This is a genomic window from Bosea vestrisii, assembly GCF_030144325.1.
Classification (GTDB): Bacteria; Pseudomonadota; Alphaproteobacteria; order Rhizobiales; family Beijerinckiaceae; genus Allobosea; species Allobosea vestrisii_A.
Map to the genome: position 1 here is coordinate 5429007 of NZ_CP126307.1, position 26025 is coordinate 5455031.

At 67.4% G+C, this 26025-nt stretch carries 23 protein-coding genes; 15 read left to right on the top strand and 8 right to left on the bottom strand.

The window, feature by feature from the left end:
• The first annotated feature begins 69 nt into the window (after positions 1-69).
• The 8 genes from QO058_RS26755 to QO058_RS26790 all read left to right on the top strand — a co-directional run bounded on the left by QO058_RS26755 (position 70) and on the right by QO058_RS26790 (position 12655).
• Positions 70-837 carry a fumarylacetoacetate hydrolase family protein gene (locus QO058_RS26755; RefSeq protein ID WP_284169251.1) on the top strand — a complete coding sequence of 256 codons (768 nt, stop codon included), beginning with the start codon at positions 70-72 and terminating at the stop codon, positions 835-837.
• 174 nt (positions 838-1011) lie between these two features.
• Positions 1012-3027 carry an autotransporter assembly complex protein TamA gene (locus QO058_RS26760; protein WP_284169252.1) on the top strand — a complete coding sequence of 672 codons (2016 nt, stop codon included), beginning with the start codon at positions 1012-1014 and terminating at the stop codon, positions 3025-3027.
• Entirely contained in the window at positions 3027-7352 is a 4326-nt protein-coding gene (locus tag QO058_RS26765) for a translocation/assembly module TamB domain-containing protein (protein WP_284169254.1), read from the top strand. The genes QO058_RS26760 and QO058_RS26765 overlap by 1 nt, the downstream gene beginning before the upstream one ends.
• A gap of 386 nt (positions 7353-7738) precedes the next feature.
• On the top strand, positions 7739-8920 hold the full coding sequence (locus tag QO058_RS26770) for a porin (protein ID WP_284169255.1): 1182 nt from the start codon (positions 7739-7741) through the stop codon (positions 8918-8920).
• A complete protein-coding gene (locus QO058_RS26775) occupies positions 8901-9119 on the top strand; it encodes a hypothetical protein (protein ID WP_284169256.1) in 219 nt (72 codons plus the stop codon). The genes QO058_RS26770 and QO058_RS26775 overlap by 20 nt, the downstream gene beginning before the upstream one ends.
• A 201-nt stretch (positions 9120-9320) precedes the next feature.
• Positions 9321-10934: a hypothetical protein gene (locus tag QO058_RS26780; RefSeq protein WP_284169257.1), complete on the top strand. Its 1614-nt coding sequence runs from the start codon at positions 9321-9323 to the stop codon at positions 10932-10934.
• Positions 10843-11658 carry an OmpA family protein gene (locus tag QO058_RS26785; RefSeq protein ID WP_284169258.1) on the top strand — a complete coding sequence of 272 codons (816 nt, stop codon included), beginning with the start codon at positions 10843-10845 and terminating at the stop codon, positions 11656-11658. Before QO058_RS26780 ends, QO058_RS26785 begins: the two co-directional genes overlap by 92 nt.
• A gap of 10 nt (positions 11659-11668) precedes the next feature.
• A complete protein-coding gene (locus tag QO058_RS26790) occupies positions 11669-12655 on the top strand; it encodes a hypothetical protein (protein WP_284169259.1) in 987 nt (328 codons plus the stop codon).
• Between the two features lie 31 nt (positions 12656-12686).
• On the opposite strand, the gene QO058_RS26795 is transcribed toward QO058_RS26790, so the two are convergent.
• The 3 genes from QO058_RS26795 to QO058_RS26805 form a co-directional block, all read right to left on the bottom strand.
• Positions 12687-13820: an iron-containing alcohol dehydrogenase gene (locus QO058_RS26795; protein WP_284169260.1), complete on the bottom strand. Its 1134-nt coding sequence runs from the start codon at positions 13818-13820 to the stop codon at positions 12687-12689.
• A gap of 118 nt (positions 13821-13938) precedes the next feature.
• The gene (locus QO058_RS26800) at positions 13939-14490 is read right to left on the bottom strand and encodes a hypothetical protein (RefSeq protein WP_284169261.1); all 552 of its coding nucleotides are present in this window, start codon (positions 14488-14490) and stop codon (positions 13939-13941) included.
• A 12-nt stretch (positions 14491-14502) separates the two neighbouring features.
• Positions 14503-15411: a DMT family transporter gene (locus QO058_RS26805; RefSeq protein WP_284169262.1), complete on the bottom strand. Its 909-nt coding sequence runs from the start codon at positions 15409-15411 to the stop codon at positions 14503-14505.
• A 143-nt stretch (positions 15412-15554) separates the two neighbouring features.
• On the opposite strand from QO058_RS26805, the gene QO058_RS26810 reads away from it, so the two are divergent.
• The 4 genes from QO058_RS26810 (at position 15555) to QO058_RS26825 (ending at position 18113) form a co-directional block, all read left to right on the top strand.
• Complete coding sequence (locus QO058_RS26810; RefSeq protein ID WP_284169263.1) at positions 15555-15863, top strand: ArsR/SmtB family transcription factor; 309 nt, start codon at positions 15555-15557, stop codon at positions 15861-15863.
• An 11-nt stretch (positions 15864-15874) separates the two neighbouring features.
• Positions 15875-16417, top strand: a complete 543-nt coding sequence (locus tag QO058_RS26815) for an SRPBCC family protein (protein WP_284169264.1) — start codon at positions 15875-15877, stop codon at positions 16415-16417.
• Positions 16418-16534: 117 nt separating this feature from the next.
• Complete coding sequence (gene msrP, locus QO058_RS26820) at positions 16535-17491, top strand: protein-methionine-sulfoxide reductase catalytic subunit MsrP (RefSeq protein WP_284169265.1); 957 nt, start codon at positions 16535-16537, stop codon at positions 17489-17491.
• A 58-nt stretch (positions 17492-17549) separates the two neighbouring features.
• On the top strand, positions 17550-18113 hold the full coding sequence (locus QO058_RS26825; protein ID WP_284169266.1) for a methylated-DNA--[protein]-cysteine S-methyltransferase: 564 nt from the start codon (positions 17550-17552) through the stop codon (positions 18111-18113).
• Between the two features lie 13 nt (positions 18114-18126).
• On the opposite strand, the gene QO058_RS26830 is transcribed toward QO058_RS26825, so the two are convergent.
• Positions 18127-19014: an alpha/beta fold hydrolase gene (locus tag QO058_RS26830; protein ID WP_284169267.1), complete on the bottom strand. Its 888-nt coding sequence runs from the start codon at positions 19012-19014 to the stop codon at positions 18127-18129.
• 190 nt (positions 19015-19204) lie between these two features.
• On the opposite strand from QO058_RS26830, the gene QO058_RS26835 reads away from it, so the two are divergent.
• The gene (locus tag QO058_RS26835) at positions 19205-20113 is read left to right on the top strand and encodes a cyclase family protein (RefSeq protein ID WP_284169268.1); all 909 of its coding nucleotides are present in this window, start codon (positions 19205-19207) and stop codon (positions 20111-20113) included.
• A 14-nt stretch (positions 20114-20127) separates the two neighbouring features.
• Here the strand turns inward: QO058_RS26835 and QO058_RS26840 are convergent, their stop codons facing one another.
• Positions 20128-22098 carry a lytic transglycosylase domain-containing protein gene (locus QO058_RS26840; RefSeq protein WP_284169269.1) on the bottom strand — a complete coding sequence of 657 codons (1971 nt, stop codon included), beginning with the start codon at positions 22096-22098 and terminating at the stop codon, positions 20128-20130.
• 457 nt (positions 22099-22555) lie between these two features.
• On the opposite strand from QO058_RS26840, the gene dapA reads away from it, so the two are divergent.
• Together dapA and smpB are read left to right on the top strand one after the other, a co-directional pair.
• Positions 22556-23449: a 4-hydroxy-tetrahydrodipicolinate synthase gene (gene dapA, locus QO058_RS26845; RefSeq protein WP_284169270.1), complete on the top strand. Its 894-nt coding sequence runs from the start codon at positions 22556-22558 to the stop codon at positions 23447-23449.
• Positions 23450-23500: 51 nt separating this feature from the next.
• Positions 23501-23974, top strand: a complete 474-nt coding sequence (smpB, locus tag QO058_RS26850; RefSeq protein WP_126112700.1) for an SsrA-binding protein SmpB — start codon at positions 23501-23503, stop codon at positions 23972-23974.
• A gap of 18 nt (positions 23975-23992) precedes the next feature.
• On the opposite strand, the gene QO058_RS26855 is transcribed toward smpB, so the two are convergent.
• The 3 genes from QO058_RS26855 to QO058_RS26865 all read right to left on the bottom strand — a co-directional run bounded on the left by QO058_RS26855 (position 23993) and on the right by QO058_RS26865 (position 25904).
• On the bottom strand, positions 23993-24379 hold the full coding sequence (locus QO058_RS26855) for a nuclear transport factor 2 family protein (RefSeq protein WP_284169271.1): 387 nt from the start codon (positions 24377-24379) through the stop codon (positions 23993-23995).
• Between the two features lie 64 nt (positions 24380-24443).
• The gene (locus QO058_RS26860; protein ID WP_284169272.1) at positions 24444-25169 is read right to left on the bottom strand and encodes a superoxide dismutase; all 726 of its coding nucleotides are present in this window, start codon (positions 25167-25169) and stop codon (positions 24444-24446) included.
• Positions 25170-25289: 120 nt separating this feature from the next.
• On the bottom strand, positions 25290-25904 hold the full coding sequence (locus tag QO058_RS26865; RefSeq protein ID WP_284169273.1) for a LabA-like NYN domain-containing protein: 615 nt from the start codon (positions 25902-25904) through the stop codon (positions 25290-25292).
• Positions 25905-26025: the final 121 nt, after the last annotated feature.

Here is a 26025-nt window from a genome sequence, read left to right on the forward strand (position 1 = left end):
GTCGATGCTGTAGCCAGAGAGCATGAGGCGGCGGGCAGCCGCCGCGATGGCGACAGGGACGAGACGACCATGGCTGTGACGACCGAGACTCTTGCTGGCGCCTTCATCGGCGCTCGCCGTGGCCACAAGCTGATCGATATCGCGACCTTGCCGGTTCCCGCCGATGTCGACGCCGGCTTCGCGGCGCAGGCCGAGGTCAACCAGGGCATGGGCTATCCGCTCGCCGGCTGGAAGGTCTCGCTTGGCGAGGGCGGCCGGCCGATGGCTGGGCTGATGCCTGGCCCCTGGCTCAAATCCGGCGACACCTATCGCGGCGTGCACGGCGCCGAGCTGCGCGTCGAGATCGAGCTCGCCATCCGGCTCGGGCGCGACATGCCGCTGCGGCCCGGCCAGCCCTACACGCGCGAAGAGTTGATCGAGCATTGCGACGCCGCCCTTGTCGGCATCGAGATCGTCGAGAGCCGCATCGCCGACTGGACCAATGTGCCGTTCCCGCTCTGGCTCGCCGACGCCATGGGCCATGGCGGCTACCTCATCGGCCCCGAGGTCCCTTTCAGCATCTTCGACGACGTTCCGGCACTGACCTGCACGGTCGAGCTCGACGGCGACGTGCTCTATGAGCGCCAGGCGCTGCACGCCAATGGCGACCCGCTGGTCACCGCGCTCGCCTGGGCCAACCGTCCGGTCGAGGGGCCGCTCGGCCCGCTCAAGGCCGGCCAGATCATCACCACCGGCAGCCTCTGCGGCGGCGTGCTTGCGCCGACGGTCGGGCCAGTGATTGCCCGTCTCGACCCGGTCACGGCGATCTCCTTCGCGCTGGCCGAGCAGGGCGACTGAGATCAGGCAGCGATCCGATCGTTGGTCGTTCGGTAAAGTCCGGATGGCCAACGGTTCGTTCAGGTTTTCGGTTGAACGTGCGCTAATCCCGAGCGTCGAATTGTGATCAATTGGAGGCGCGATCACAAAATCAACGCATTCGCTGCGTTTTAGTTGAGTGGGGTTGGAGGTTTGATGCGGTCATGGCGGAGGCGGGGGATCGGACTAGCTGGCGGGGGCGTCTGCGCTTTCGCGGCGATTCTTGTCGGTGATGTCTCGCCTGCGCATGCCTTCGACCTGTCATCGCTCGACGTCTTCAATCTCTTCGGCAGCAAGGACAAGCCGCCGCCGGTCAGCGAGGCGACAGTTCCTTACGAGCTCAAGTTCGAGCTCGGCGATGTGCCCGATGCCAGCGCGCTGAAGCGTAGCCTGCAGGACGCCTCTCTGCTCTATCGCCTGCGCGAGGATGCGCCACCGGACGGCGAGACTCTGGCCCGCCGCGCCGCCGCCGACATCAATCCGCTGATCGATGCGCTCTGGGCCCAGGGTTATTTCAATGCGCAGGTCGCGATCGCGGTCGATGGTGTCGCGGTGACACAGGCCGGCGAGCCACCGCCGGGCCTCGCCCCGGCCGCGGAGCGCTATCGCAACCGCGCCCCGGCGCCAGTCGTGGTCACGGTCGACCCCGGGCCGCTCTTTTCGCTGCGCAATGTCGACATCGTTCCGGGCGCCCGTCGCGATCCGACCGCGGTGATTCCCGACCCTGGCAAGGTCTCGGGCCTCGTGCCCGGCGCGCCCGCGACCTCCTCGTCGATCCGGGCGGCTCAGGCCGCGCTGGTCGATTACTGGCGTGGCAAGTCCCGCCCGCTCGCCCGGGTCGTCGAGGTCCGCCCGGTCGTCGACCATGCCGCCAAGACGATGGACGTCGCACTCGTGGTCGATCCCGGTCCCGTCGCCGGCTTCGGCGACGTCTCGGTCACCGAGACCGGCGACATTCCGGCCGAGGTGATCCGCTCCTTCATCTATCTCGAGCCGGGCGAGCCCTATTCGCCCAAGGCGCTGACGGATACGCGCAAGTCGATCGCGACGATCCCTGCCGTCGGCTCGGTGCGCATCCGCGAAAGCACCACGCTCGACCAGGCCGGCAATCTGCCGATCTTCGTCGAGGTCAACGAACGGCCCAAGCGCCTGCTCGGCTTCTCCGCCCGCTATTCGACGATCGATGGCCCGGCGGTGAAGACCTATTGGGAACACCGCAACCTGTTCGGCGGCGCCGAGCGCCTGCGGCTCGAAGCGTCCGTCTTCTTCGCGCCACGCATCGACGGCACCAAGGTCCAGCGCTTCGGCGATTTCGAGCCGACCGATCTCGGCGCCCGCTTCTCGGCGAGCTTCCTGAAGCCGGCGCTCGGCGGCAGCCGCAACGACCTCCTGATCGACGCGAGCGGCGTGCGCGAGCGCGTCGGCACCAACCGCTATGGTGGCTACACGGCGCGCTACGCCAACATCACCACCACCATCCGCCACCGCTTCAGCGACGTCTTCTCGATCCAGGCCGGCATCGAGGCCGAGCGTGGCCAGACCAGCGACGTGCTCGGCCAGGTCGACTACATGCTGCTCGGCGTGCCGCTGTCGCTGCGCTACGATTCGACCGACAGCCAGCTCGACCCGACCCGCGGCATCAGGGTCGCCGCCTCGGTCACGCCCTATGCCGCCTTCGGCGACAGCGACGCGCCCTTCATCCAGAGCAAAGCATCGGTCTCCGGCTATTACGCCCTCGACGAGGATGCCCGCTACGTGCTCGCCGGCCGGATCGGGCTGGGTTCGATCGCCGGCGCTGCCCTCGACGAGGTGCCGGCGACACGGCGCTTCTATGCCGGCGGCGGTGGCTCGGTACGCGGCTATGCCTATCGCACGCTCTCGCCACTCGGCCCGCTCAATCGGCTGACCGGGGGGCGCAGCCTGTTCGAGGCCTCGGTCGAGGCCCGCATCAAGATCACCAACACCATCGGCATCGTGCCGTTCTTCGACGCCGGCATGGCCTTCGAGTCGCAGATCCCGAACTTCAAGGAGAAGATGCAGTACGCCGCCGGCCTCGGCCTGCGCTACTACACGCCGATCGGGCCGATCCGCGTCGACGTCGCCGCCCCGCTCAACCCGCGCAAGGGCGACAAGCCGGTCGCTCTCTATATCAGCATCGGGCAGGCCTTCTGATGGGCGCGCTCCGCATCTCTCGACTTCTTGCCGGACTCGCGGCGCTCGTCATCGCCGCGGCGCTGGTCCTGGTCACCGGCCTCGGCGGTTTCGCGCAGAACGCCGGCGATCGCGGCGTCATCGCCGATTTGATCTCGAAGGCGCTCACGACTGATGGCAGCCAGGTCTCGATCGGCGCGGTCGACGGTGCGCTTTCCTCCGACGCGACCATCCGCGACATCGTCATTTCCGATCGCGATGGCCCCTGGCTGCGACTCGACCGCGCCCGGCTGGTCTGGACTCGCTCGGCGCTGCTGCTGCGCCGGCTTGAGGTCAATCGGCTCGAGATCGGCAAGCTTGAGATCCTGCGCAAGCCGCTGCCGGATCCCGCCGCTGCCGCGGCGCAGGCCAATGCCGGGCCGATCCTGCCCGAATTGCCGCTCAAGGTGATCATCGAGGCCTTCCAGCTCGGTGAGCTGGCGCTGGGCCCGACCGTGATCGGCGCGCCCGCCAGGCTTTCGGCGACCGGCGCGGCCCGCCTCGGCCCACCGAACGAGGGGCTCGATTTCCGGCTTGCCGGGCGCCGGCTCGACATGGGCGGCACGCTCGACGTCAACCTGCGCTTCGTGCCGCAGTCGACGCAGCTCCAGCTCGCGCTCAAGCTCGACGAGCCGGCGGGCGGACTGATCTCGACCATCGCCGACCTGCCAGATAGGCCGCCAGTCAAGCTCGACCTCACCGGCGATGGCCCGCTCGATCGTTTCCGCGCAACGCTCGCCTTTACCGCCGGCCCGACCATCGGCGCCAACGGCACCGCCGATCTCAGCCGCCAAGGCGCAGGCAGGCTGCTCCTGCTCGCGCTCGATTCGCGTATCGCCGGCCTGATGCCACCGCCGGTCGCGCCAGTGTTCGAGGGCTCGACCCGGCTCGACGGCACTGTCGGTCTACCCGATAGCGGAGCCGTCTCCGTCGACCAGATGACGCTGGTCTCGGCCTTGGCCCGGCTCGACGTCAGCGGGCGCTACGGCGCCGACAAAAATCTCGATTTCAAGATCACTGCCGCCGCCCGCCCCAATGCCGAGGGCCGTACCGTCGCCTCCGGCGCCGAGATCGCCAAGCTCGCCTTCGACGCGACGATCAAGGGCCCGGCCGCCGGCCCGCGTATCAACGCCAGCCTGCAGGCGGAGGGCGCGAGCGTTCCGGCCGGTAAGCTCGGCAAGCTCGACTTCACCTTCACCGCGACGCCGACCGGCGCCCTCAACGATCCGGCGACGCGCACCGTGCTGGTCTCCGATGGCGAGGCCTCCGGGGTCGCTCTCGCTGATCCCGGGCTCGCGCGCTTCATCGGCGACCGCCTGCGCTTCACCTTGCGCGGCACCGCTTCAGAAGGCGGGGGCGGCGAGTTCGAGACGTTGAGGCTCAGCTTCGGCGGAGCGGAGCTCGGCTATGCCGGCCGTCTCGATCCGGCTCGCATCCTCGGCAAGGTGCAGGCGCGGTTGCCCGATCTCTCGCGGCTCAGCATGCTCGCCGGCCGCCCGCTCAAGGGCTCGGCCGCCGTCAGCGCCGATGTCGACGCCGAGCCGAAGAAACGACTCTACGCCGTCAAGCTCGATGGTGGGGCCGAAGCACTGACGCTCGGCCAGGAGGCGCTCGACCGGCTGCTCGCCGGCAAGCTCACGCTCGGCGGCGAGGTCAGGGTGCCGGGCAGCGGCGGCCTCATCGTCAACGGCCTGCGCATTGCCGGAACCCATGTCGCGGCGACGGCCGACGGCGCGCTCGCCGCGCAAGGGTCGAGCCTGCGCGCCAACATTGCGATTCCAGATCTGCGCCGTGCCGATCCGAAACTGTCGGGGCAGGGCGCTTTCGATGCGACGCTGACCGGCCCGCTCGACAAGCTCGACGCCAGGCTGAAGGCGGGCATCACCAATGCGACCGCGCTCGGCCGGCCGGTGCCGCGTCTGGCACTCGATGCCAATCTCCGCGATCTGCAAGGGATGCTGTCCGGCGATGCGCGCCTGTCCGGCGAGATCGAGGGCAAGCCGGCGACGGGAACCCTGCGATTCGCGAAGGGAGACAGCGGCGGCTGGAGCCTGCCGCAGCTCGACATCGCGATCGGGTCGGCCGCCCTCAACGGCACGCTCGATCTCGACGGCGCCAATCTCGCCGACGGCACTCTCAAGCTCGCCGCTCGCAATCTCGACGATCTCTCGGCGTTGGCGCTGACAAAGCTGGGTGGCCGCATCGAGGCCGATCTCAAGCTCACGCGCCCCAATGGCGGCCAGAATCTCGATCTGAAGGCCAACGCCCAGAAGCTTGTTGCGCCTAGTCTTTCGATTGACCGGCTCGATGCCGCGGTCGCCATCGCCGATGCGCTGCGCAAGCCGCTGATCAATGGCAATGTCCAGATTGACCGCGCTGTCATCGTCGGTGAACCGGTGAGCGCGATCCGACTGGTCTCGACCGGCGCCTCCGACGCCAGCGACATCAGCCTCGACGCCACGGCGCGCGGCTTCTCGCTGGCCTCCAAGGGCCGGCTCTCGGTCGCCGATCCCTTGCGCTTCGATCTCGCCAGCTTCACGGCCACCCGCGACGGCCGCCGGATCGCGCTGGCGAAGCCGGCGAGCTTCACCGCGATCGATGGCGGCGTCGCGATCCGCGACCTTGCCATCGCGCTCGATGGCGGCCGGATCACGCTCGATGGCGAGGCCGGCAGGGCGCTCGATCTGCGCTTCGCCGCGCAGAACGTGCCGCTCTCGGCCGCGCGCCTGGCTTCGCCGACGCTCGATCTCTCCGGCACGCTCGATGCCGAGGCGACGATCAAGGGCACGCCCGAAGCGCCGACAGGCCCGTGGCGCGTCCGCATCGCCCGCCTCGTCGCTCCCCAGACCCGCTCCGCCGGCCTGCCGCCGATCGAGATCGCCGGACAAGGCGCGCTCAATGGGCGTCAGACCAGTCTCGACGCCAGCCTGAACGCCGGCCGCTTCGTCAGCGTGACCGCCAAGGGTACCGCGCCGCTCGGTGGTGACGGCGCGCTCGACCTTTCTGTTCAAGGCCGAGCCGATGCCGCGCTCGCCAACACCCAGCTCGCCGCCGACGGCAGGCGGCTGACCGGCCAGCTCGCGCTCGACCTGCGCGCCGGCGGCACGCTCGCTGCGCCGCGCTTCTCCGGCGGCGCGACCCTCTCCGGCGGCAGCTTCAACGACGCTCTTCAGGGCGTGAAGCTGACCGGGCTCGAAGCGCGCGTCGCGGCCAATGGGCCCGAACTCGTGATCGAGCGCTTTGCGGCGCAGACACCGGGCGGCGGCACGCTCTCGGCCCGCGGCAATGTCAAACTCGATCCTGAGGCTGGCTTCCCCGGCACGATTCGCATCGAGGGCAAGCGGGCCCAGCTCGTCGACAGCGGTCTCGTCAGGGCAGTCACCGATCTCAATCTCGAGCTGGCGGGTCCGCTGGCGCAGCGGCCGCGAATCGCCGGGCGCGTCGATGTCGCGACCATCGAGGTCGCCGTGCCGGACCGCCTGCCGTCGAGCTCGCGGCCGGTCGACGGCATCCGCCACGTCAACGCCAAGGGACAGGCTGCGGCTCGCCTCGCCGCCGAGCGCAAGGCTCGCGCCGTCGCGGCGCGCAAGGGCGGCCGTGCGCCGGCCTTCGATGCCGTGCTCGACATTGCCGTCTCGGCACCGGGGCGCGTCTTCATTCGTGGCCGCGGCATCGATGCCGAGCTCGGCGGCGATCTGCGCGTCGGCGGCACCTCTGCCGCGCCAGCGCTGACCGGTGGCTTCGATCTCCGGCGCGGGCGGCTCAGCCTCGCCAGCCAGCGCCTCGACTTCAGCCGTGGCCGCATCACCTTCTCCGGCGACGTGATGCCGACGCTCGACTTCGTCGCCGAGACCCGCGCCGCCGACGTCACCGCGCGGATCATCATCTCCGGCGAGGCGTCGGCGCCGGAATTCACCTTCTCCTCCTCGCCCGAGCTGCCCCCGGACGAGGTGCTCTCGCGCCTGCTCTTCGCCCGCGCTTCCGGCTCGCTCTCGCCCTTCCAGGCGCTGCAGCTTGCCCAGACCGCGGCGCAGTTCTCCGGCGCGGGCGGCGACGATGTCTTCGAGCGCATCCGTCGCTCGCTCGGCGTCGACAACCTCGATGTCCAAATGGGGCCGGGCGGGCCGACGGTCGGTGTCTCGCGCGCGCTCACCGACAACATCACGCTTGGCGTGAAGGCCGGCGCGAAGCCGGAGGACAGCGGCGTCTCCGTCGGCATCGACGTGACCCGCCGCCTGAAGCTCCAGGCCGAGACCAATGCCGATGGCAGCGCCGCGGTCGGTGTCGGGGCCGAGTGGGAATACTGACGCTCCGACTCGATCGTCGAGATCACGCCGCAGATTCGCAGCCGGAATGGCCGATAGGCGGCTCTGGAAGTCTGCAAACGGCCCTATGCGGTTAACGCTCTCTTAAGTTCGACCCTCAAAGCGTGGCCGAGGTGCAACACCGGGGGGCAAAGCGGGTCAACGGCGGGGACTGTGGCGTGATCATGGTTGATCGGCGGCCGGGCATTCGTAATGGTGACTGTGCGGCGGGACGTTCCCGGTCGCTGTTTTTCGTCTTCGCCTCCGAACGGTTCGGGGACGCGGGCGAAAGACCGGGATAGGCGGGTTCGCCGGTTTGGTCTCCTGGGGCCGCCGGCAAGGGACACGCCGAAGCCCGAGGGTCTCGAAACTCTTTTGGAGGTTATCAAATGAAGCTCGTAAAGAGCCTCCTCCTCGGTTCCGCCGCCGGCATCGCCGCGGTTGCCGGGGCACAGGCCGCCGACCTTCCTTCGCGGAAGGCCGCACCGGTCGAATACGTTCGCGTTTGCTCCGCTTACGGCGCGGGCTTCTTCTACATCCCGGGCACCGACACCTGCCTTCGCGTCGGTGGTCGTGTTCGCGCTGAGTACACCATCGGTTCGCGTTACGGCGACACCAACGACGGCTACGGCTCCCGCTCGCGCGGTCGTCTGAACGTCGACGCCCGCACCGCGACTGCCTATGGCACGCTGCGCACCTTCTTCCGCTATGAGCTGACCGTCAGCTCCGGCTTCTACAACAGCACGGTCGGCGGCAACCAGGGCATCGTGTCCCCGGGCGCTGGTCGTTCGAACGCTGCTGTCGCTGCCGGTGGCCTGACCTCCAACTCGACCGCTTCGAACCTCGATCTGGCCTTCATCCAGTTCGGCCCGATCACCGCCGGTCGCGCTCAGTCGTTCTTCGACTTCTACGCCAACGACTGGACGTTCTCGACGGTCCGTACGGCTGACTCGCGTCTCAACCTGTTGGCCTACACCGCTACCTTCGGTTCGGGCTTCTCGGCGACGATCTCGCTCGAAGACCGCATCACCGGCACCGGTGGCCGCGAGAACGGCGTTGTCTCCCCCGGTGGCGCCTCGACGCTGCTCGGCACGAACTTCCCCGATGTCGTCGCCTCGCTGCGCGTCGATCAGGGCTGGGGTTCGGCTCAGTTGTCGGCCGCTCTCACCCAGCGTAGCGTGAACAACGTTGCTCTCGGCGTTCGGAACGAGGACGAGTGGGGCTTCGCTGTCCAGGGCGGCGTGAAGGTCAACCTGCCGATGCTTGCGGCTGGCGACGCACTGTTCCTGCAGGCCGCTTATGCGGACGGCGCTCTTGGTTACCTCGGCTGGGGCGGCGCCTTCGGTTCGGGCCGTATCCTTGCTCAGGGCGCTCAGCTGACCGTCAACGACATCAGCGTCGATGTGTTCGGCAACACCAAGACTGCCACCGGCTGGTCGGTTGTCGCCGCTCTGCGTCACTTCTGGACCCCGACCCTGCGGTCGGAGCTGGTCGCGTCGTACTCCGAGCTTAAGCTCGGCTACGTCCCTGGCCAACCAGGCGGTCCCGGGCGTGGTTGCCCGTCCGCTTGATCCGAAGGAGCTGATCGTTGCTGGTAACCTGATCTGGTCGCCGGTTTCGGGCCTCGATATCGGTGTTGAGATTCTCTACACCCGCACCGAGCTGAAGCAGGCCGTTCTGGCCGGCACCGACGGCGGTGGCCGCGGTCCGAACACGATCAAGTCCGACGACGCTTGGGCTGGCCGTCTCCGCATCCAGCGCGACTTCTGATCGATCTTCCGATCGTTCAAGGAAAGCCCCGGGGAAACCCGGGGCTTTTTTCGTTTCCGCAGCGCGGAAACCCTGCCTGTCTCTCACAAGGGCGAGGTGGTCGCTTGCTTGACTTGGGGCCGCGATGGGGCGTGATTACAGGGGGCCGCGGATGTCCGGATTCGGCGCAAGCGACCCTTGGGACGAGGCGGGGATTTCGGCATGGCGCGCAACGCCGGTTGGCTCTGGGGGCTTGTTCCACTGGCCTTGCTCTGGGCGTCAGCCAACGTCCTGAACACCGAACCCGTACGCCGTGACATCGAAACCAGGGCGCTTGCGGCAAACGCGGTGGCAGGAGCTGCCGCTGGCGCGCGCGGCGTCTCCGTTCGGGTCAGCGGCCGGGATGTCTATCTCGACGGTGAAGCCGTCACGACCGATGGCGCAAGCAAGGCACTGGCGCAGCTGCAATCGGAGTTCGGTGTCCGCCGTGTGCTCGGCGGCTTGACGCAGGTCATTGCGCAGAAGCCCTACAGCTGGTCGGCGACGCGGCAAGGCAACCTCGTGACGTTGTCAGGCTTCGTGCCGGACGAGGCGATTGCGACCGCGAGCGTGTCTGCGGCTCGGGCGCTTGGTACGGAGCTGCGGGTCGACGACCAGCAGAAGGTCGCCTTCGGCGCACCGCCCGGCTTTGCCGAACTCGCGGGCAGCCTGATGCGCGATCTCGGGCAGCTTTCCGCAGGGAAGGTCGCGCTGGACGATTCCCGATATTGCGTCGAAGGCACTGCCGCGACGCCGCGGAATTTCCTGAATTTGCGCGAGGTCGCGTCTACCGCCGCTCCGAAGGGCTTCACGCGCGTCGACTGCGCGCTCAGTCCACCGACGATGACCCCCTATCGCTGGAGCGTTGAGAAAAGCGCGGCCGGTGCTGTTACGATCGCGGGCTATTATCCGTCCGACGCGGCGCGCCGCGAGATCGCGGCGCTGCTCGCGCGCGCCTTCCCCGCGGCCGGCGCGGTGACCGATCGCACGCTGCCAGCCGCCGGCGAGCCGCAAGCTTTCGCCACCAAGGTAGCGCGCGCCATCGCCGATCTCGCCCGCCTGCGCAGCGGCAAGGTCGAGATCGAAGGCGGCAGCTATCGCATTTCGGGGCAGGGGCCGGAGACTTACGAGGCCTGCGAGGCGCTCAAGCTGAACATCGCACAGGGCGACGGTCCCGATTCGGTCGCGCTCGCCAGCATCGCCTGCCCGCCGGCGCCACCACCGACGCCGACGCGTGAGCCGACGCCCGCTCCGCCCACCAGTTCCGCTTCGCCCGCCCCGTCGCCGCCGAACGCGCCGGTGTCGGCTCCGCCGCCGCAGGCGCCGGTCAATCCCGCGCCTAGCGCACCGAGCCCGACTGCGATCGTCGAACCGCCGCCTTTGCCGCCCGCCGCGGCGAAACCGCTGCAATGGCGCGCCGAGAAATCCGAGGTCGGCATCGTCCTCTCCGGCGCCGCGCCAGACGCTGCGGCCAAGGCGGCTGCGCTCGAGGCGGCGCGCGCGGCGCTGTCTGGCGGCGATGTCGTCGATCGGACCGTGCTCGAGGATAACCCGCGGGGGCGGCGCTGCCTTTGGCGAGGCGACACGCTTCGCGCTCGGTCTCCTCGGCAGGATGGCGCAGGGCGGTGTCTCGCTGGCCGGATCCACCTTGAGTCTCACCGGCGCGGCAGCAGACAAGGCTGGCTGGCAGGCTTTGGACGAAACGTTGAAAGGCAAGGTCCTCCCGGCAGGGCTTTCGCTTTCGGGCCGGCCGTCACTCACTCTGCGCAGTTACGGCTTCACGGCTTCGATCGATAAATCGGGCGGCTATCTCAACGGCTACCTGCCCGATGCCGCGGCCAAGGAGGCAATCGCGGCGCTGATCGAGGCGTCGCCGCTGCGCGGGCGGATCAGTGACGAAACTGAGGTCCTGCCGGCTGCGCCGACCGGCTTCGGCGTCGCGGCGCGCGGGGCCGTGCAGGATCTGCTGCGGCTCGATCTTGGTTCGGCCAGCGTGGTCGATCGCGAGGTCAATGTCCGCGGGCTGACCTGCCGCGCGCTGATCCGCGACGAGGTCGAAACCAATCTGGCCAGTGGCCTGCCGCAAGGCTTCTCCGGCAAGGCCGAGGTCGGCATGCGCCAGACCGGCTGCGTCATCGATCCGCCGAGCAATTGCCAGAACGAGCTCGATGCGCTGACCCAGCGCTACTATGTGATGTTCGGCCAGGGCACCGCCGTGGTGACGCTCGATCCGGTGACCGAGCGCGCCATGACCGAAGCTGCCGGCATCCTGAAGCAATGCTCGGCTTCGCGCGTCACCATCGAGGGCCACAGCAATCTCGACGGTGAGCGAAGCGGCTTCAACAATCTCGATTTGTCGAACCGCCGGGCGCTGCGCGTCCGCGAGGAGCTGATCGGTCGCGGCATCGGTCCCGCTCAGCTTGAGGTCAAGGGCTACGGCACCGAGCGGCCGCTGGTCGCCCATGGCGACCCTGAGGCGCGGGTGAAGAACCGCCGCGTCCAGTTCACCGTGGCGAAGTAGGAGGGCGGCGATGCTCTATCTCGCGATCCAGTTCGCCTGGTTCCTCGTTGCCGCCTTCGCGGTCGGCCTCGTCTTCGGCTGGCTCAGTGGGAGAGGCGGCCCGCGCGGCCCCGTCGCCGGCCTCACAATCCTCTGGGCCGCGTTGGCAGCGCTGGTCTGGTTCCGGTTGGTCAACGACCAGGCGGCGTTCTGGATCGAGACGGCACTGCTCCAGCTGCTCGCTTATGCCGCAGGCTGCCTGATCGGCAGCCTGTCCGCCAGCGAAGGCGAAGCGCTTCCGGCGCTCGCTGCGCCCGCGCCGCGCCTTGCGCTACCCCAGCCCGCTCCGGCACTTCCGGCGCCGGCCAAACAGGTGGTTACCGCCAGCGCGCGCGAGACCGAGCCCGCTCTCATGCCCAAGGTCGAAGGTGAGGATGCACTCGCCGGCGAGCGCCCGGCCGGTTTGCCCACGGCCCACGGCGCTGCCGATAACCTCAAGCTGATCAAAGGCATAGGCTTGCAGAACGAGGGGCGCCTGCAGGTGCTCGGCATCTGGCATTTCAGCCAGATTGCTGCCTGGACGCCAGAGAACGTCGATTGGGTCGGCGCCTATCTCGCTTTCCCGGGCCGAATCGAGCGCGAGGAATGGGTGAAGCAGGCCGCGGCCTTGGCGGGACCGGCGGCTGACGCGTCAGTTCCGATCTCCGGCGCGGCGCTCGAAGGCAAGCGCCCAGGCAATCTCCTGCCCGCGGCCCGTGGCGGCAAACCGGATGATCTCGGCCTGATCAATGGCGTCGGCCCGGCGATCGCCGAGAAGCTGAATGGCCTCGGCATCTGGCATTTCGACCAGATCGCCGCGCTCGGCCCGGACGAATTGCGCTTCCTCGCCCACCACACCGACTTCCCGGGCCGAGACGTCGCGGAACAATGGCAGGCCGAGGCGAAGATCCTCGCCGCCGGCGGCCAGACCGAGCACTCGCGCGCCGTGAAAGGCAAGCGCGGCAAGCGCAAACGCTGAACGGCCGCGCTGCGCTCGGTATCGCCGGGCGCTACCCGAACGAAGCCTCCAGCATCGTGAGGTAATCGGCTGCGCTCGCAGGCCGCGCATTGGTCGCGCTCGAATGGTCCTGCGTCGCCGCCTCCGCAATCGCGGACAGGACCTCGCGCGGCAGGCCCATCTGCGCGAGTGTCCCCGGCAGGCCGAGGCGCTGCGTCAACCCGGCGACCCAGCCGGCGAGATCGGCATCGGCGGGCAGGCTGAGCACGCGGCGGATTTCGGCGTATTTCGCCGCTGCTGCCGCTTCATTGAAGCGCAGCACGGCCGGCAGCAGCACGGCGTTGAGCGTGCCGTGATGCAGCGAGACCTGCTTCAGGCCGCCGAGCGGATGTGAGAGGGCATGGACGGCGCCGAGGCCCTTCTGGAAGGTCAGGCCGCCCTGCAGGGCCGCCATCAGCATCTCCTTGCGTGCCTCGCGGTCAGAGCCGTCGCGTGTGGCGCGCTCGATATGGCCGGCGGCGCGCTTCAGCCCGTCGAGCGCGATCGCCTCGGCGGGTGGGTTCTCGCGCGGGCTTAAGTAGGTCTCGATGCAGTGGGTGAGCGCGTCCATGCCGGTCGCGGCGGTGAGACCCGCGGGCAGGCCGAGCGTCAGCTCGGGATCGCAGATGGCGAGCTTCGGGATCAGGTAGGGCGAGATGAAGCCGAGCTTGCGACCGTCCTTCAGCGTGATCAGCGCGGCGCGGCCGACCTCGCTGCCGGTGCCTGCGGTGGTAGGCACGGCAATCACCGGCGCGACCTTGCTCGTGACCTTCGGGATGCCGCCGAGGATCGCGGCATAGGTCTCGAGCGGGCCGTCATGGCTGGCGAGCAGGGCGACGCCCTTGGCGAGATCGATCGGCGAGCCGCCGCCGATGGCAACGAGCCCGTCGCAGCCATGCTCGCGATAGAGCGCGACCGCGGCCTCGACGGCCTCCTCGGTCGGATTGGTCGGGGTATCGACGAAGAGCGGCGCATTGCCGAGCACAGGCGAGGCGGCACGCAGCCGGTCGATCAAGTCGGTCGCCGCCAGACCGCGATCGGCGACAATCAACGGTCGCGCGATCTTCAGGTCGGTCAGGCCCGGTGCTATGGCCTTGAGCTCGCCGAAGCCGAATTGCACCGTGGTCAGATAGGTGATCGTCGCCATGAAGTCCTCCCGCCCGCGCAACCTGTCGGGCGGGCTTGAGATTTGTGGCGCGCCCGGCGTAAGGGCGCCAGCCCCAGCGTCCCGCCGCCGACGCAGGACAGCTCTCCGAAAAGCGCGGTCAGGGCGTTGGCGAGTTGGCGGCCTGCCGCTCCCGCCAGTAGCGCGACGCCAGCGGCCAGAGATGCCAGGCGACGCTGCCGAGCAGGGCGAAGCCGAATAGGAACGCGCGCCGCGCGCCGCTGGTCAGCGTCTCAGCGGTGGCGTCGTAGGCGAGGAAGGTCTTGCCGCGCGAGGTCGCCTCGTAGACCAGCTGACGATGCGGATCGACGAGGAAGCGGACCTGCTGGCCGGAGTCGAGCCGATCGATTCCGTCGACCCAGAGGCCGCGGGCTGGCCGGTAATAGCGCTGGCGGTAGATCTGCTGGTTGTCGCCGAGCGCGACCAGCGGAATGTCCTGGGTCCGGTAGGTGGTCGAACCGCTGCGCCCCGAGCTGACGCGCATCAGCGGCGCGCTGTAATTGATCGGGCCGACATGGTCGGCGACCAGGAGATCGCCGCGCGCCAGCGGCAGGGTGCGCAGGCCGGCGATGAGCAGCCAGAGGCCGAGGACGAGGGAAATCGCGGCGCCGAGCCAACTCCAGAAATCGGGCGGTTTGTCAGCCTCGGCCATCGCGCCTCCGGATCAGTTCTGCTCGACGGTAACACGCTCCTTGGCGTTCTCAGAGGCCGAGTTGCCTGCACGCCTTTCGAGCACGAGCAAAGCGAGTCCGGCGGCGATGATCAGGGCGGAACCGAACAGCATGGCGGGCTTTGGCCAGTCGCCGAAGACGAACCAGCCGAAGACCAGCGCCCAGATGATCAGCGTGTACTGATAGGGCACGACGACCGAGGCTTCAGCCAGCTTGAGCGAGCGGGTGACGCAGAGATGCGCGACCATGGCGACGATACCGAGCAGGCTGAGCAGGCCGATATCGGGGACGCTCGGTGTCACCCAGCCGAAGGGCAGGAGCAGCAGGCCCATCACCAGCGCGCCGAATGTCTGCCAGAAGACCAGTGTCACGTCGGGCGTGCCGCGCAATTGCCGGCCGATGATCATCATCGCGGCGAAGGAGAAGCTGCCGATCAGCGCGATGATCGCCGGCAGGGACAGGCTCTCACTCGACGGGTTGAGCGCGATCGCGACGCCGACGAAGCCGGCGACCACGGCGAGCCAGCGCCCGGCATCGACCCGTTCGCCGAGCAGCAACGCCGCCAGCACGACGGCCCAGACCGGTGCCGCCAGCCAGAGCGTCATCGTGTCGGCGAGCGGCAGATAGGACACCGCCCAGTAGAACAGCGCGACTTCGCAGGAGCCGAGCGTGACGCGCAGGACCTGCAGGCCCGGCCGCTCGGGCCGGAGCGTGCGACCGAGGCCCTGCTTCACCACGAAGGGAATGATCGCCAGCAGGGCGGCGCCAGAGCGCAGCAACAGGATCTGGCCGACCGTATAGGTCGCGACCAGCCATTTCCCCATCACGTCGTTGAGCGAGAACAGCAGGATGCCGAGCAGCATCATCAGGATGCCGGCGAGGGTGGCGTTTCGGGAGGGCATGATCTGACGAATGAGGCGGGAAAGGCGCTTCTCATGACCCGTCGTGCGCGCAAGGGCAAGCCCGCACACGCAAGGGGGAGGGCGCGCATCTGCGGTCTTTAATTTCGTATTGACTTAATTAAGTGAATAGCTAAATAAGATGCATGGATCGCTTCACCGCTCTTGCCGACCCGACCCGCCGTCGCATCGTCGAGATGCTCGGCCAGCACGCCATGGCGGCTGGCGAGATCACGGCGCAGTTCGGCATGAGTGCGCCGGCGATCTCGCAGCATCTCAAGGTGCTCAAGGAGGCGGGGCTGGTGAGCGTCGAGGTCAGTGGCCAGCGCCGCATCTACCGGCTCGATCCGGAAGGCCTTGATGCCTTCGAAGCCTGGGTCAGGCAGGTCCGCGGCTTCTGGAATGCCGGGCTCGACCGCCTGGAACGAGAACTCGCAAAGCCCGAAGACGAGTAAGGAGAGCAGTCATGAACGAGTATGGCGTGGTACTGGAGAGCGGCGCTGTCCGCTTCGAACGCCTTTTGCCCGGTCCGGTCGAACGGGTCTGGTCCTATCTCACCGACTCCGACAAGCGCGGCACCTGGCTGGCCTCCGGCCAGCTCGAGCCACGCGTCGGCGGCACGGTCGATCTCCTGTTCAAGCATTCGGAAATCACCAGCGAGCGGCCGCCGGGGCGCTATCGCGAAATGAACGACAAGGGTTGGCCCTCTAAGGGAACCGTCACGCGCTACGAGCCGATGACCGCGCTGGCGATGACCTGGCCGGGCGAGGGGAGCGCCACCTCCGAGGTGACCTTCGAGCTCACGCCCGAGGGCGACAAGGTCAAGCTGGTGCTGACGCATCGCAAGCTCGCCAACAAGGCGGAGATGACCGATGTCTCCGGCGGCTGGCACGCCCATCTCGGTATCCTTGAAGACAAGCTCGCCGGCGATCCACCGCGCGGCTTCTGGTCGAAGATCGCAGGGCTGGAGGCGGAGTACGCCAAGCGTTTCGCCGATCTGCCGGTCTGAGAAGGGCCGGTCTGCTGTGATCCCCAAGCGAGGGGGAGAGCTGCTCTCCCCCTCGTGACTTGGTAGGCAGGTGCCAAATCGACTAAACATACTCCGTTGCAACGGAGTATGTCCGTCATGCTGATCAAGCGCCGCGCCGGCTGGGAAATTCCCGAGAGCCAGGCGACATCCGAGGCCGTCTTCCTGAACAGGCGGCAATGGCTCGCCGGTGGTGCCGGTCTTATCGCTGGAGCTGCCCTGTCGCAGGACGCCCAAGCGCAAGGAGCCGATCCAACGCTTGACCTCTACCCGGCCAAGCGCAACGCGGCCTACACGCTCGACCGGCCAGTGACGGACGAGGAGCTGGCGGCGAACTACAATAATTTCTACGAGTTCGGCACCTCGAAGGAGGTGGCTGCTTCGGCCAAAAGGCTGGTCACCCGGCCTTGGACGATCACGATCGACGGGCTGGTCGAGAAGCCGTTCGAGATCGGCATCGACGACCTCATCCGGAAGGTCACGCTGGAGGAGCGGCTTTATCGCTTCCGCTGCGTCGAGGCCTGGTCGATGGCGGTGCCGTGGACGGGCTTCACGCTGAAGCAGCTCGTCGCGCTGGCCAAGCCCCTGTCGGGGGCGAAATACGTCCAGATGCAGACCTTCATGAACCCGAAGGTCGCGCCGGGCCAGTCGCAGCGCTGGTATCCCTGGCCTTATACCGAGGGGCTGACCATCGCCGAGGCGACCAACGAGATGGCGCTGATGGTGACCGGCATCTACGGCAAGCCGATCCCGAACCAGCATGGCGCGCCGCTACGATTGATCACGCCGTGGAAATACGGCTTCAAGTCGGTGAAATCGATCAGCAAGATCAGCTTCGTCGCCGAACGGCCGAAGACCTTCTGGGAGGGTTTGCAGGCATCCGAATACGGCTTCTGGGCTAATGTGAACCCGGAAGTCTCGCATCCGCGCTGGAGCCAGGCGAGCGAGCAGGTGCTGGGCTCGCGCGACCGCAAGCCGACGCTGCTGTTCAACGGCTATGCCGAGCAGGTGGCGGATCTCTACAAGGGACTGGAGAAGGAACGGCTCTGGACTTGACCGCCTGCTGGCAGAAAGCGGGTGCCGCACGGGCGGCATTTGCGCTAGCCTTCGACCCATGCAGAACATTTGTCTCTTCACCACAGCAATCGGCTCCTGCGCTTTGGTTTGGCAGGGCGATCGCATCATTGCGGCGCAATTGCCTGAGCGGGACGAGGATGCGGCCCGGCGCCGCCTTGCGAAGCGTTTCCCCGATGCGGCCGAGGCCGAGCCGCCGCCCTTCGTGCAGCAGGCGATCGACGATGTCGTCGCCCTGCTCGCCGGCGAACGGCGTGATCTCGCGCACCTGCCGATCGATCTCTCGGCGACGCCGGAGTTCAATCGCCGCGTCTACGCCGTCGCTTTGGCGATCCCGCCCGGCGAGACGCTGACCTATGGCGAGGTCGCGGCGCGGATCGGCGAGCCCGGTGCGGCGCGGGCCGTCGGCGTGGCGCTCGGCCAGAACCCGATTCCGATCATCGTGCCCTGCCATCGCGTGCTCGCCGCGGGCGGCAAGACCGGCGGCTTCTCGGCCGATGGCGGCGTCGAGACCAAGCTGAAGATCCTGACGATCGAGAGGGCGCGCACCAGCGCCGAGCCGTCGCTGTTCGACGCCCTGCCGCTGCAGGCAAGGCAGCGATAGGGAACGCGCCTGCTCAGGCCGCCTGCTTCTCGGCCTTCGCGATCAGCCGGCCGATGCGGCGGACCATGTCCTTGCTGCCGAGCAGGGGCGCGTGGCCCTGGCCCGGCGCGGTGAAGGTCTCGCAGCGCGGATGGCGGGTGCCCATCTCGACCAGCGTCTTCTCGGCCAGCAGGTCGGAGTTCTCGCCGCGGATCGCCAGCACCGGGACATGGTTCAGCGCTGCGAAATAGGGCCAGAGCTCGGGCAGCGGCGCTTCGAGGTCGAGCTCTTCCAGCGTCTTCAGCAGGCGGGGGTCGTAGTCCGGCACCAGCGCGCCATTGCGCTCGGTCCAGGTCCGGCGCGCCATCACCTCCCATTCGGCTGCGCCGAAGAGTGGGAACTGCTGGTCCGACAGCCGCTTCAGGATCTCGGCGCCCTCGGCGAAGCTGCGCGGCGTCGGCAGCTTGCCGACATAGCCGCGAATGCGCAGCAGCCCGCGCGCGTCGATCACCGGCCCGACATCGTTGAGCACCACGCCGCGGATCGCTGCAGGTCGCGCCGCCCCCAGCGCCATGGTCAAAAGCCCGCCACGCGAGGTGCCGACGAAGACGGCTTCCCCGACGCCGGTTGCCGCAAGCATCTGCATGAGATCGTCGAGTTCGATGCGGATGTCGTAGTCGCGCCAGTCCTTGGCATAGTCGGAGCGGCCGCGGCCGCGATAGTCGAGCGCCAGCACCCGCCTTGGCCCATCCTCCGAGAGTGCCAGTGCGAGTTCATGGAAGTCGGCAGAGGTGCGCGCCAGTCCGGCGAGGCAGACGATCGGCAGCAGAGAAGCGGCTTGCGGTCCGTATTCACGTACATGCAGCTTCAGCCCGTCGCGGGCGCCGATGAACAGGGAGCGGAAGCCGGTATCGGAATTCATGCGGGGGAACTCGGAAGGCAGGGCGGGCACGGCGTACCTAACCATGGCCGCAACCGACACGAAAGCCGTCGCGAGACCTGGTCCGTGACTATGCCGGCCTGCATAACGAGCCTTGCAGGAGCCCGCATGGACAATGCCGTTGGGGCATGCGCTGGGTTGGCATGCATCACGATCAGCGGCGAGCGGTGACATGACGGACAAGCGGGTCTGCTTCGATTTCGAGGTGGTCTTCTCCAATGGGGGAGGCATCCAGGGGCAGGATTTTCGTCTCGACATCGACGGCGACGACATCGCCGACGACGAGCTCGCCGCCTACATCATCCGGGACCTGCGCTTGCTGATGGTCGGCGAGGTCCGCATCCTCAACAAGCAGGTCATCGCGGAACGCCACAAGCGGGCGGCGCAGTCGCAGGACGCGGTGGTGCAAGGCCTCGACGGGCTTTTTATCGATCTCAGCCATACGATCGAATCGGGGATGATCACCTATAAGGGCCTGCCCGCGCCGCTGATCTGTGATCATCTTTCCCGGGAAAGGTCGCGCGAGATCTATGCCGAGGGCACCGAGTTCCAGATCGGCCGCATCGACATGGTCGCCAATACCGGCACCTATATCGACATGCCTTTCCACCGCTACGCCACGGGCCACGATCTGGCAGGGCTGCAGCTGCGGCGTGTCGCGGATGTGCCGGCCGTTGTGGTCCGGGTGGAGGGTGCTGCGGAACGGGCGATCGACTGGCACCATTTCGTCCCGGTCGCGTGCAGCGGCCATGCCGTACTCGTCCACACCGGCTGGGACCGGCATTGGCGCACGGAAGCCTATTTTGAAGGGCATCCCTTCCTGACCGAGAAGGCGGCCCTCTATCTGCGCGACCAGGGCGCCGTGCTGGTCGGGATCGATTCGCTCAACATCGACGACACCCGCGGTGGGACGCGGCCGGTCCACTCCGTCCTGCTCGGAGCCGACATTCCGATCGTCGAGCATCTGACCGGGCTCTCGCAGCTGCCGGCCTCCGGTTTCCGCTTCTCCGCCGTTCCGCCGAAAATCAAGGGCATGGGCACCTTCCCGGTGCGGGCGCATGCCAGGCTGGTAGCGGAATAGAAGAGGTCCGGCGCTCAGTCGCGCTTGCCGCCGCGCTTCAGATCGTAGTCGATCATGTAGGCGGTGCGCTGGTTGAGGCGCTGGCGGTAGACCTGCAGGTTCTCCATCACCCGCTGCACATAATTGCGCGTCTCGGTGAAGGAGATGCGCTCGACCCAGTCGACCGCGTCGACCTCGGGCGAGCGCGGGTCGCCATAGGCGGCGATCCACTTCTTCACATTGCCCGAGCCGGCATTGTAGGCGGCGAAGGTCAGGATATAGGAGCCGCGCCAGTCACCGAGCAGGTCGTTGAGATGGGCTGCGCCCATCTTCGCCGAATAGAGCGGGTCCTTGGTCAGCCGGTCGAGCTCGAAGGGAAACTGCGCCCGCCGCGCCGTCTCGCGTGCCGTCGCCGGCATCATCTGCATCAGCCCGAGCGCGCCGGCATGCGAAACCGCGGCCGGGTCGAAGGCGCTTTCCTGCCGGGCGATGGCGTGGACGATGGCCCGCTCCATCGGGTCGCCCACCGACGGGAAGTCCGGCACGCCGAAGGTCGGGAAGGCGGCCTCGTCGAGCGGGAAGCCGCGCTGCAGCGCGATCTTGCCGATGGTGAGCAGGGTCTTGGCGTCGCCGCGCTGGCGGGCGATGTCGGCGATGGCCTCGAGCGCGGCGGTATCGTGCAGGCGCTGCGACAGGTCGATCAACAACTGGCCGGCAAGATCAGGTGCCTCGATCGCATAGAGCAGCTTGGCCGCCTTGAAGCCGGGCAGATGCGCCAGCGGTGCCGCGATGGTGCGCCGCACCGGCAGGTCGACGAGGCCGAGCCGGGCGCGGGCGAGCTGGCCGTAATAGGCGATCGGGTGCTCGGCGGCGCGGGCATAGAAGGCCTTCGCCTCGTCGATCTTGCCGAGCGCGTCGGCGGCGCGGCCCTGCCAATAGGTGGCGCGCGCCACCGAGATCGGCGTCTCCGCGACCTTGGCCGCCTCGGCGAAATGCTTTGCCGCCCGCTCGGCGTCCTTCTCGAAGCGGAGCGCGATCCAGCCGGAGTGCCATTCGGCGTCGATACGCTCGGCGGTGTCCTCAGCGCCGTGGCCGGACGCGACCGCATAGGCGCCCTTGGCATCGCCGTCGTCGAGCAGCTTGCGGGCGATCAGCCGGCGCTCTTCCCACCAGCCATCGCCGTCGCCGAGCAAAGCGGGATCGCGCGGCACCTCGGCCATCGCCTTGGCCGCATCGGTCGGCTTGCCGGAGCGCCGTGCCTGCTGCGCCTGCAGGAAGGCGAAGGAGATGTCCTTCTTCAGGGCGGCCGGCACGGCGTCGATCTGCTTCTGCGCGATCGGCCCCTTCGCCTTGGCGCTGGCGAGCCGGACCTTGGCCAGTGCGACATAGTCCTGCGAGACGCGGGCGGCATTGCGCAGCGCCTCCTCGCTCTTCCCGGCGAAGAGATAGCGCTCGGTGCGCAGGCGATGGTCCGCCACGGTCAGCTTGTCGCCGAAATTGTCGAGCACGATCTTCTCGAGTCCGGCGCCGAGATGGTCCTTGAGCCAGGTCCGTCGGGCGAGCGCCAGCGCCTCGTCCTGGCGGCCCTCGGCGGCGAGGGCGCGGGCAAGCGCGATGCGCCCGGCCGGGCTGATCGGCTCGCGGCCGTGGAAGAAGGCGCGCACGGTCTCGGGGCTGCGCCGGTCGTTGACCAGCGCTGCTTCGGCCCGTCGGCGGAATGGCGTCGTGCCGGGATAGTTCGGGAAGGCGTCGAGGAATTCGGCGATGCGCTCGAAGCTCACGACATTGGACAGGCTGCGCAGCGCGACCCATTCCAGCATGCCGCGCACCGCCTTGTCGTCGATGCCGCGGGCGATGGCGTCGCCGTCCTCAAGCTTGCCGGCCCGATAGGCCGCGACCACTTTCTTCAGCGGTTCGAGATCGATGCGCTCCTCCGGCCGGGCGATCACGGCCGGTGGCACAGGCGATGCGGGCGGCTCGGTCTGCGGCGCGAGCGATGCGGTCACGCCGACATCGACACTCGCATTGCCGGTGTCGACACTCGCATTGACACTTGCCAGGCGCTCTTCCTGCAACGGATGCGAGCCGTCAGGGCCCGCTGAGCAGGGTCCGACAGCCACCAGAATGAGCGTCAGGCCGGTTCCAAAGAACCGTCGGCCCGGCGATAGCGCCATCAAGGGGGCCCCCTAGCGCGCTTTCCGTTCGACCGGGACGGTCGAACGAAAGAAATCGCGCAACTGTACAAGTTGGAGCATGTTCTGATCGCAAAAGTGGATTCCACTTTTGCGGAACATGCTCCGGCAAGCCGGATCGTAGCAGTAGACCATGCTCCCGGATGGAGCTTTATGAAGTCCTAACCATGCCGCCACGATTTTTGATGGGTTGCCGGCTTTGCGGACTGCGGCTGAAAGGCTATGTCTGTCGCCCGTTTCACGCCGAACTTTGTCGTTTTCAGGACCGTCCATGACCAAGCATGCGCCCCTCACCGGTTCGATGCCCGCGCTGGTGACGCCATTCAAAGGCGGCAAGATCGATGAAGCGACGCTGCGCGCCCTCGTCGACTGGCAGATCGAGAATGGTTCTTCGGCGCTGGTTCCGGTCGGCACCACCGGCGAGAGCCCGACGCTCAGCCATGAGGAGCACGGCCACGTCACCGAGATCGTGCTCGACCAGGCGAAGGGCCGGGTGCCGGTGATTGCCGGCGCCGGCTCGAACAACACCATCGAGGCGATCTCGCTGGCAAAGCACGCCGAGAAGGCGGGCGCCCAGGCCGTGCTCGTGGTCACTCCCTATTACAACAAGCCGACCCAGGAGGGCATGTACCAGCACTTCAAGGCGGTGAACGATGCGATCGGCATCCCGATCATCATCTACAACATCCCGCCGCGCTCGGTGGTCGACATGTCGGTCGAGACCATGGCGCGGCTCTATGAGCTCAAGAACATCGCCGGGGTGAAGGACGCGACCGCCAATCTCGCCCGCGTCTCGCAGCAGCGCCATGTGCTCGGGCCGGACTTCATCCAGCTCTCGGGCGAGGACATGACGGCGCTCGCCTATATGGCCGCTGGCGGCCATGGCTGCATCTCGGTCGTCGCCAATGTCGCGCCCAAGCTCTGCGCCGAGCTGATGGCGTGCGCGCTGAAGGGCGATTACGCCGGGGCCCTGAAGATCCAGGACCGGCTGGTGCCGCTGCACGACGCCATCTTCAAGGAGCCGGGCCTCGCCGGTGCCAAGCATGGGCTGAAGCGCCTCGGCCGGATCGAGGAAGAGCTCCGTCTGCCGCTGATGCCGGTTACGCCGGCGACCGGTGACGTCATCCGCAGCGCCATGGTTCACGCCGGCCTGTTGAATGCTTAAGTGAGGTGATCGGCCCCGCAGTCTTGCGAGCGCCGGTGCCGGAGTGTCCTGATGAGCAAGCCAGATCCAGAGCGCTACAAGCTTGCGGCTGATAACCGCAAGGCGCGCTACAACTATGCCATCACCGAGACGCTCGAAGCCGGCATCGCCCTGCAGGGCACCGAGATCAAGTCGTTGCGCGGCGGCAGGGCAACGATCGGCGAAAGCTATGCCGGGCCGATGGGCACCGAACTCTTCCTGTTCAACGCCCATATCCCGGAATATCTCGAAGCCAACCGCTTCAACCATGATGTCCGCCGGCCGCGGAAGCTGCTGCTGCACCGTCGTCAGATCGACAAGCTGATGGGCGCGATCCAGCGCGAGGGCTACACCGTCATCCCGCTCAAGGTCTATTTCAACGACAAGGGCAGGGCGAAGGTCGAGCTCGGCCTCGGCAAGGGCAAGAAGCTGCACGACAAGCGCGAGACCGAGAAGGCCCGCGACTGGAATCGCGACAAGGCGCGGATCCTGAAGACTGGCGCATAGCGCGCCAAAAGCGTGAGCCTATTCGGTAAGCTCGTTGGGCTCGACGAAGCTTCCGTCCGGCGCCGGATGCGGCAGCGACCAGCCGAAGTAAACCTCGACCTCGACGATCTTGCCGTTACGGATCGTCAGGATTTCGGTATTGCGGAAGCCCTTGCCGCCAATGCCTTCGCCCTCATAGTTGACGAAGACCGTCTCGCCGATCGGTATGAGGTGCTTGATCGTGCAGGAACGGATGCGTTCGCTGTTCGGCCAGCAGCGCTCGAAATAGGTCTCGCGATCGAGCCGATTGTCGAGCGGACTGCTGAAATGAAAATCCTCGGCGATGAGGGCTTCGAGCGCGGCCCGGTCCTTGTCGACATAGGCCTGGTAGCAGGCGCGCGCTATATCGCTGGCATCATCGGGCATGGGCTGCCTCGTTTCCCCGTCACGCACGACCGTAACGGGGAAAGCCGAAGCAAGTTCCGTAGGGTTACCCCATCGCCTTCTTGAAGTTCTCGTTCGCCTTGTCCCAGTTCACCGTCTTCCACCAGGCGGCGAGGTATTCCGGCCGGCGGTTCTGGTATTTGAGATAATAGGCGTGCTCCCAGACATCGATGCCGAGCACCGCCTTGGCGCCGAGCTCGAGCGGCGTGTCCTGATTCGCCGTCGAGATGATCGCGAGCTTCTTGTCCTTGTCGACGACGAGCCAGGCCCAGCCCGAGCCGAAGCGCGTCGCGCCGGCCTGGTTGACCTTCTGGACCAGCTCGAGCGTCGAGCCGAAGGCGCCGTCGATCGCGCTCTTCAGCTCCGCGCCGGGCTGCTGCGTCCCGCCGGGCGTCATCAGCTCCCAGAAGAAGCTATGATTCCAGTGGCCGCCGACATTGTTGCGTACCGCGGTGCGGACATTGTCGGGGGCAGTGCTGAGATCGGCGAGCACTGTCTCGATCGGCGTGGTGCGCAAGGCCTCCCATTGGCCGGCCGCGGCGTTGGCGCCGTTCACATAAGCCTGATGGTGCAGCGAGTGGTGGATGCGCATGGTCTGCGCGTCGATGGTCGGCTCCAGCGCTTCATAGGCGTAAGCCAGCTTCGGCAAGGTGAAAACCGGCGGCGGGGCGGCGGCTGGCGCCGGCGCGGTCTGCGCCAGCACCAGCGCCGGGCGGGCGATGACGAGGGCGGAACCGGCCGCGAGGCCGGTGAGAAAGCTGCGGCGTTCCAAGGCATGCCCTCCAGGGTGTCGTTGCGGAAACAGAGCTTGCGCGAGCTGCGGTCAGGGTCAAGTGCCCTTTGCGCCGCGCCGCCTGTTCACGCGTAGACAACGCGAGAGGACAGGGCAGGTTCAACCTTCCGGCGGCTCGTCGCCCTGGCGGATGCCATAGCGCCGCTCCAGCCCTGGATTGCCGGCGGCAGGCCCGCGTGCGGCTCGCTCAGCCGGGTCGCGCCCGACCTTCGGCATCAGGCTGGCGAGCTCGACGAATTCGTCGCATTGTCGGCGCAGATCGTCGGCGACCATGGGCGGACTGGTGTTGATGGTCGAGACCACCGAGACCTTGACGCCCTTGCGCTGGACCGCTTCGACCAGCGGCCGGAAGTCACCATCGCCCGAGAACAGGTAGATATGGTCGAGATGGGGGGCGAGCTCGAGCATTTCGATAGCCAGCTCGATATCCATATTGCCCTTGACGCGCCGGCGGCCGGTCGCATCGGTGAATTCCTTGGCCGCCTTGGTGATGACCCGGTAGCCGTTGTAGTCGAGCCAGTCGACCAGTGGCCTGATCGAGGTATATTCTTCGCTTTCGATCAGCGTCGTGAAGTAGAAGGCGCGGATCAGATTGCCGCGACCTTGGAATTCTTTGAGCAAACGACGGTAATCCATGTCGAAGCCGAGCTGCTTCGACGTTGCGTAGAGATTGGCTCCGTCGATGAAGAGCGCGATGCGCGGTTCACCTGCCATGTAATGGCTCCTGGCTTAAATCGAGTCGATCAATAAGAATCGGCACGGATCAAGCTTGAATAATGTCGGGTTGGCGCTCCAAATCGAGCGGCCCTTCGGCATTTATGTGGTGAATGCGGTG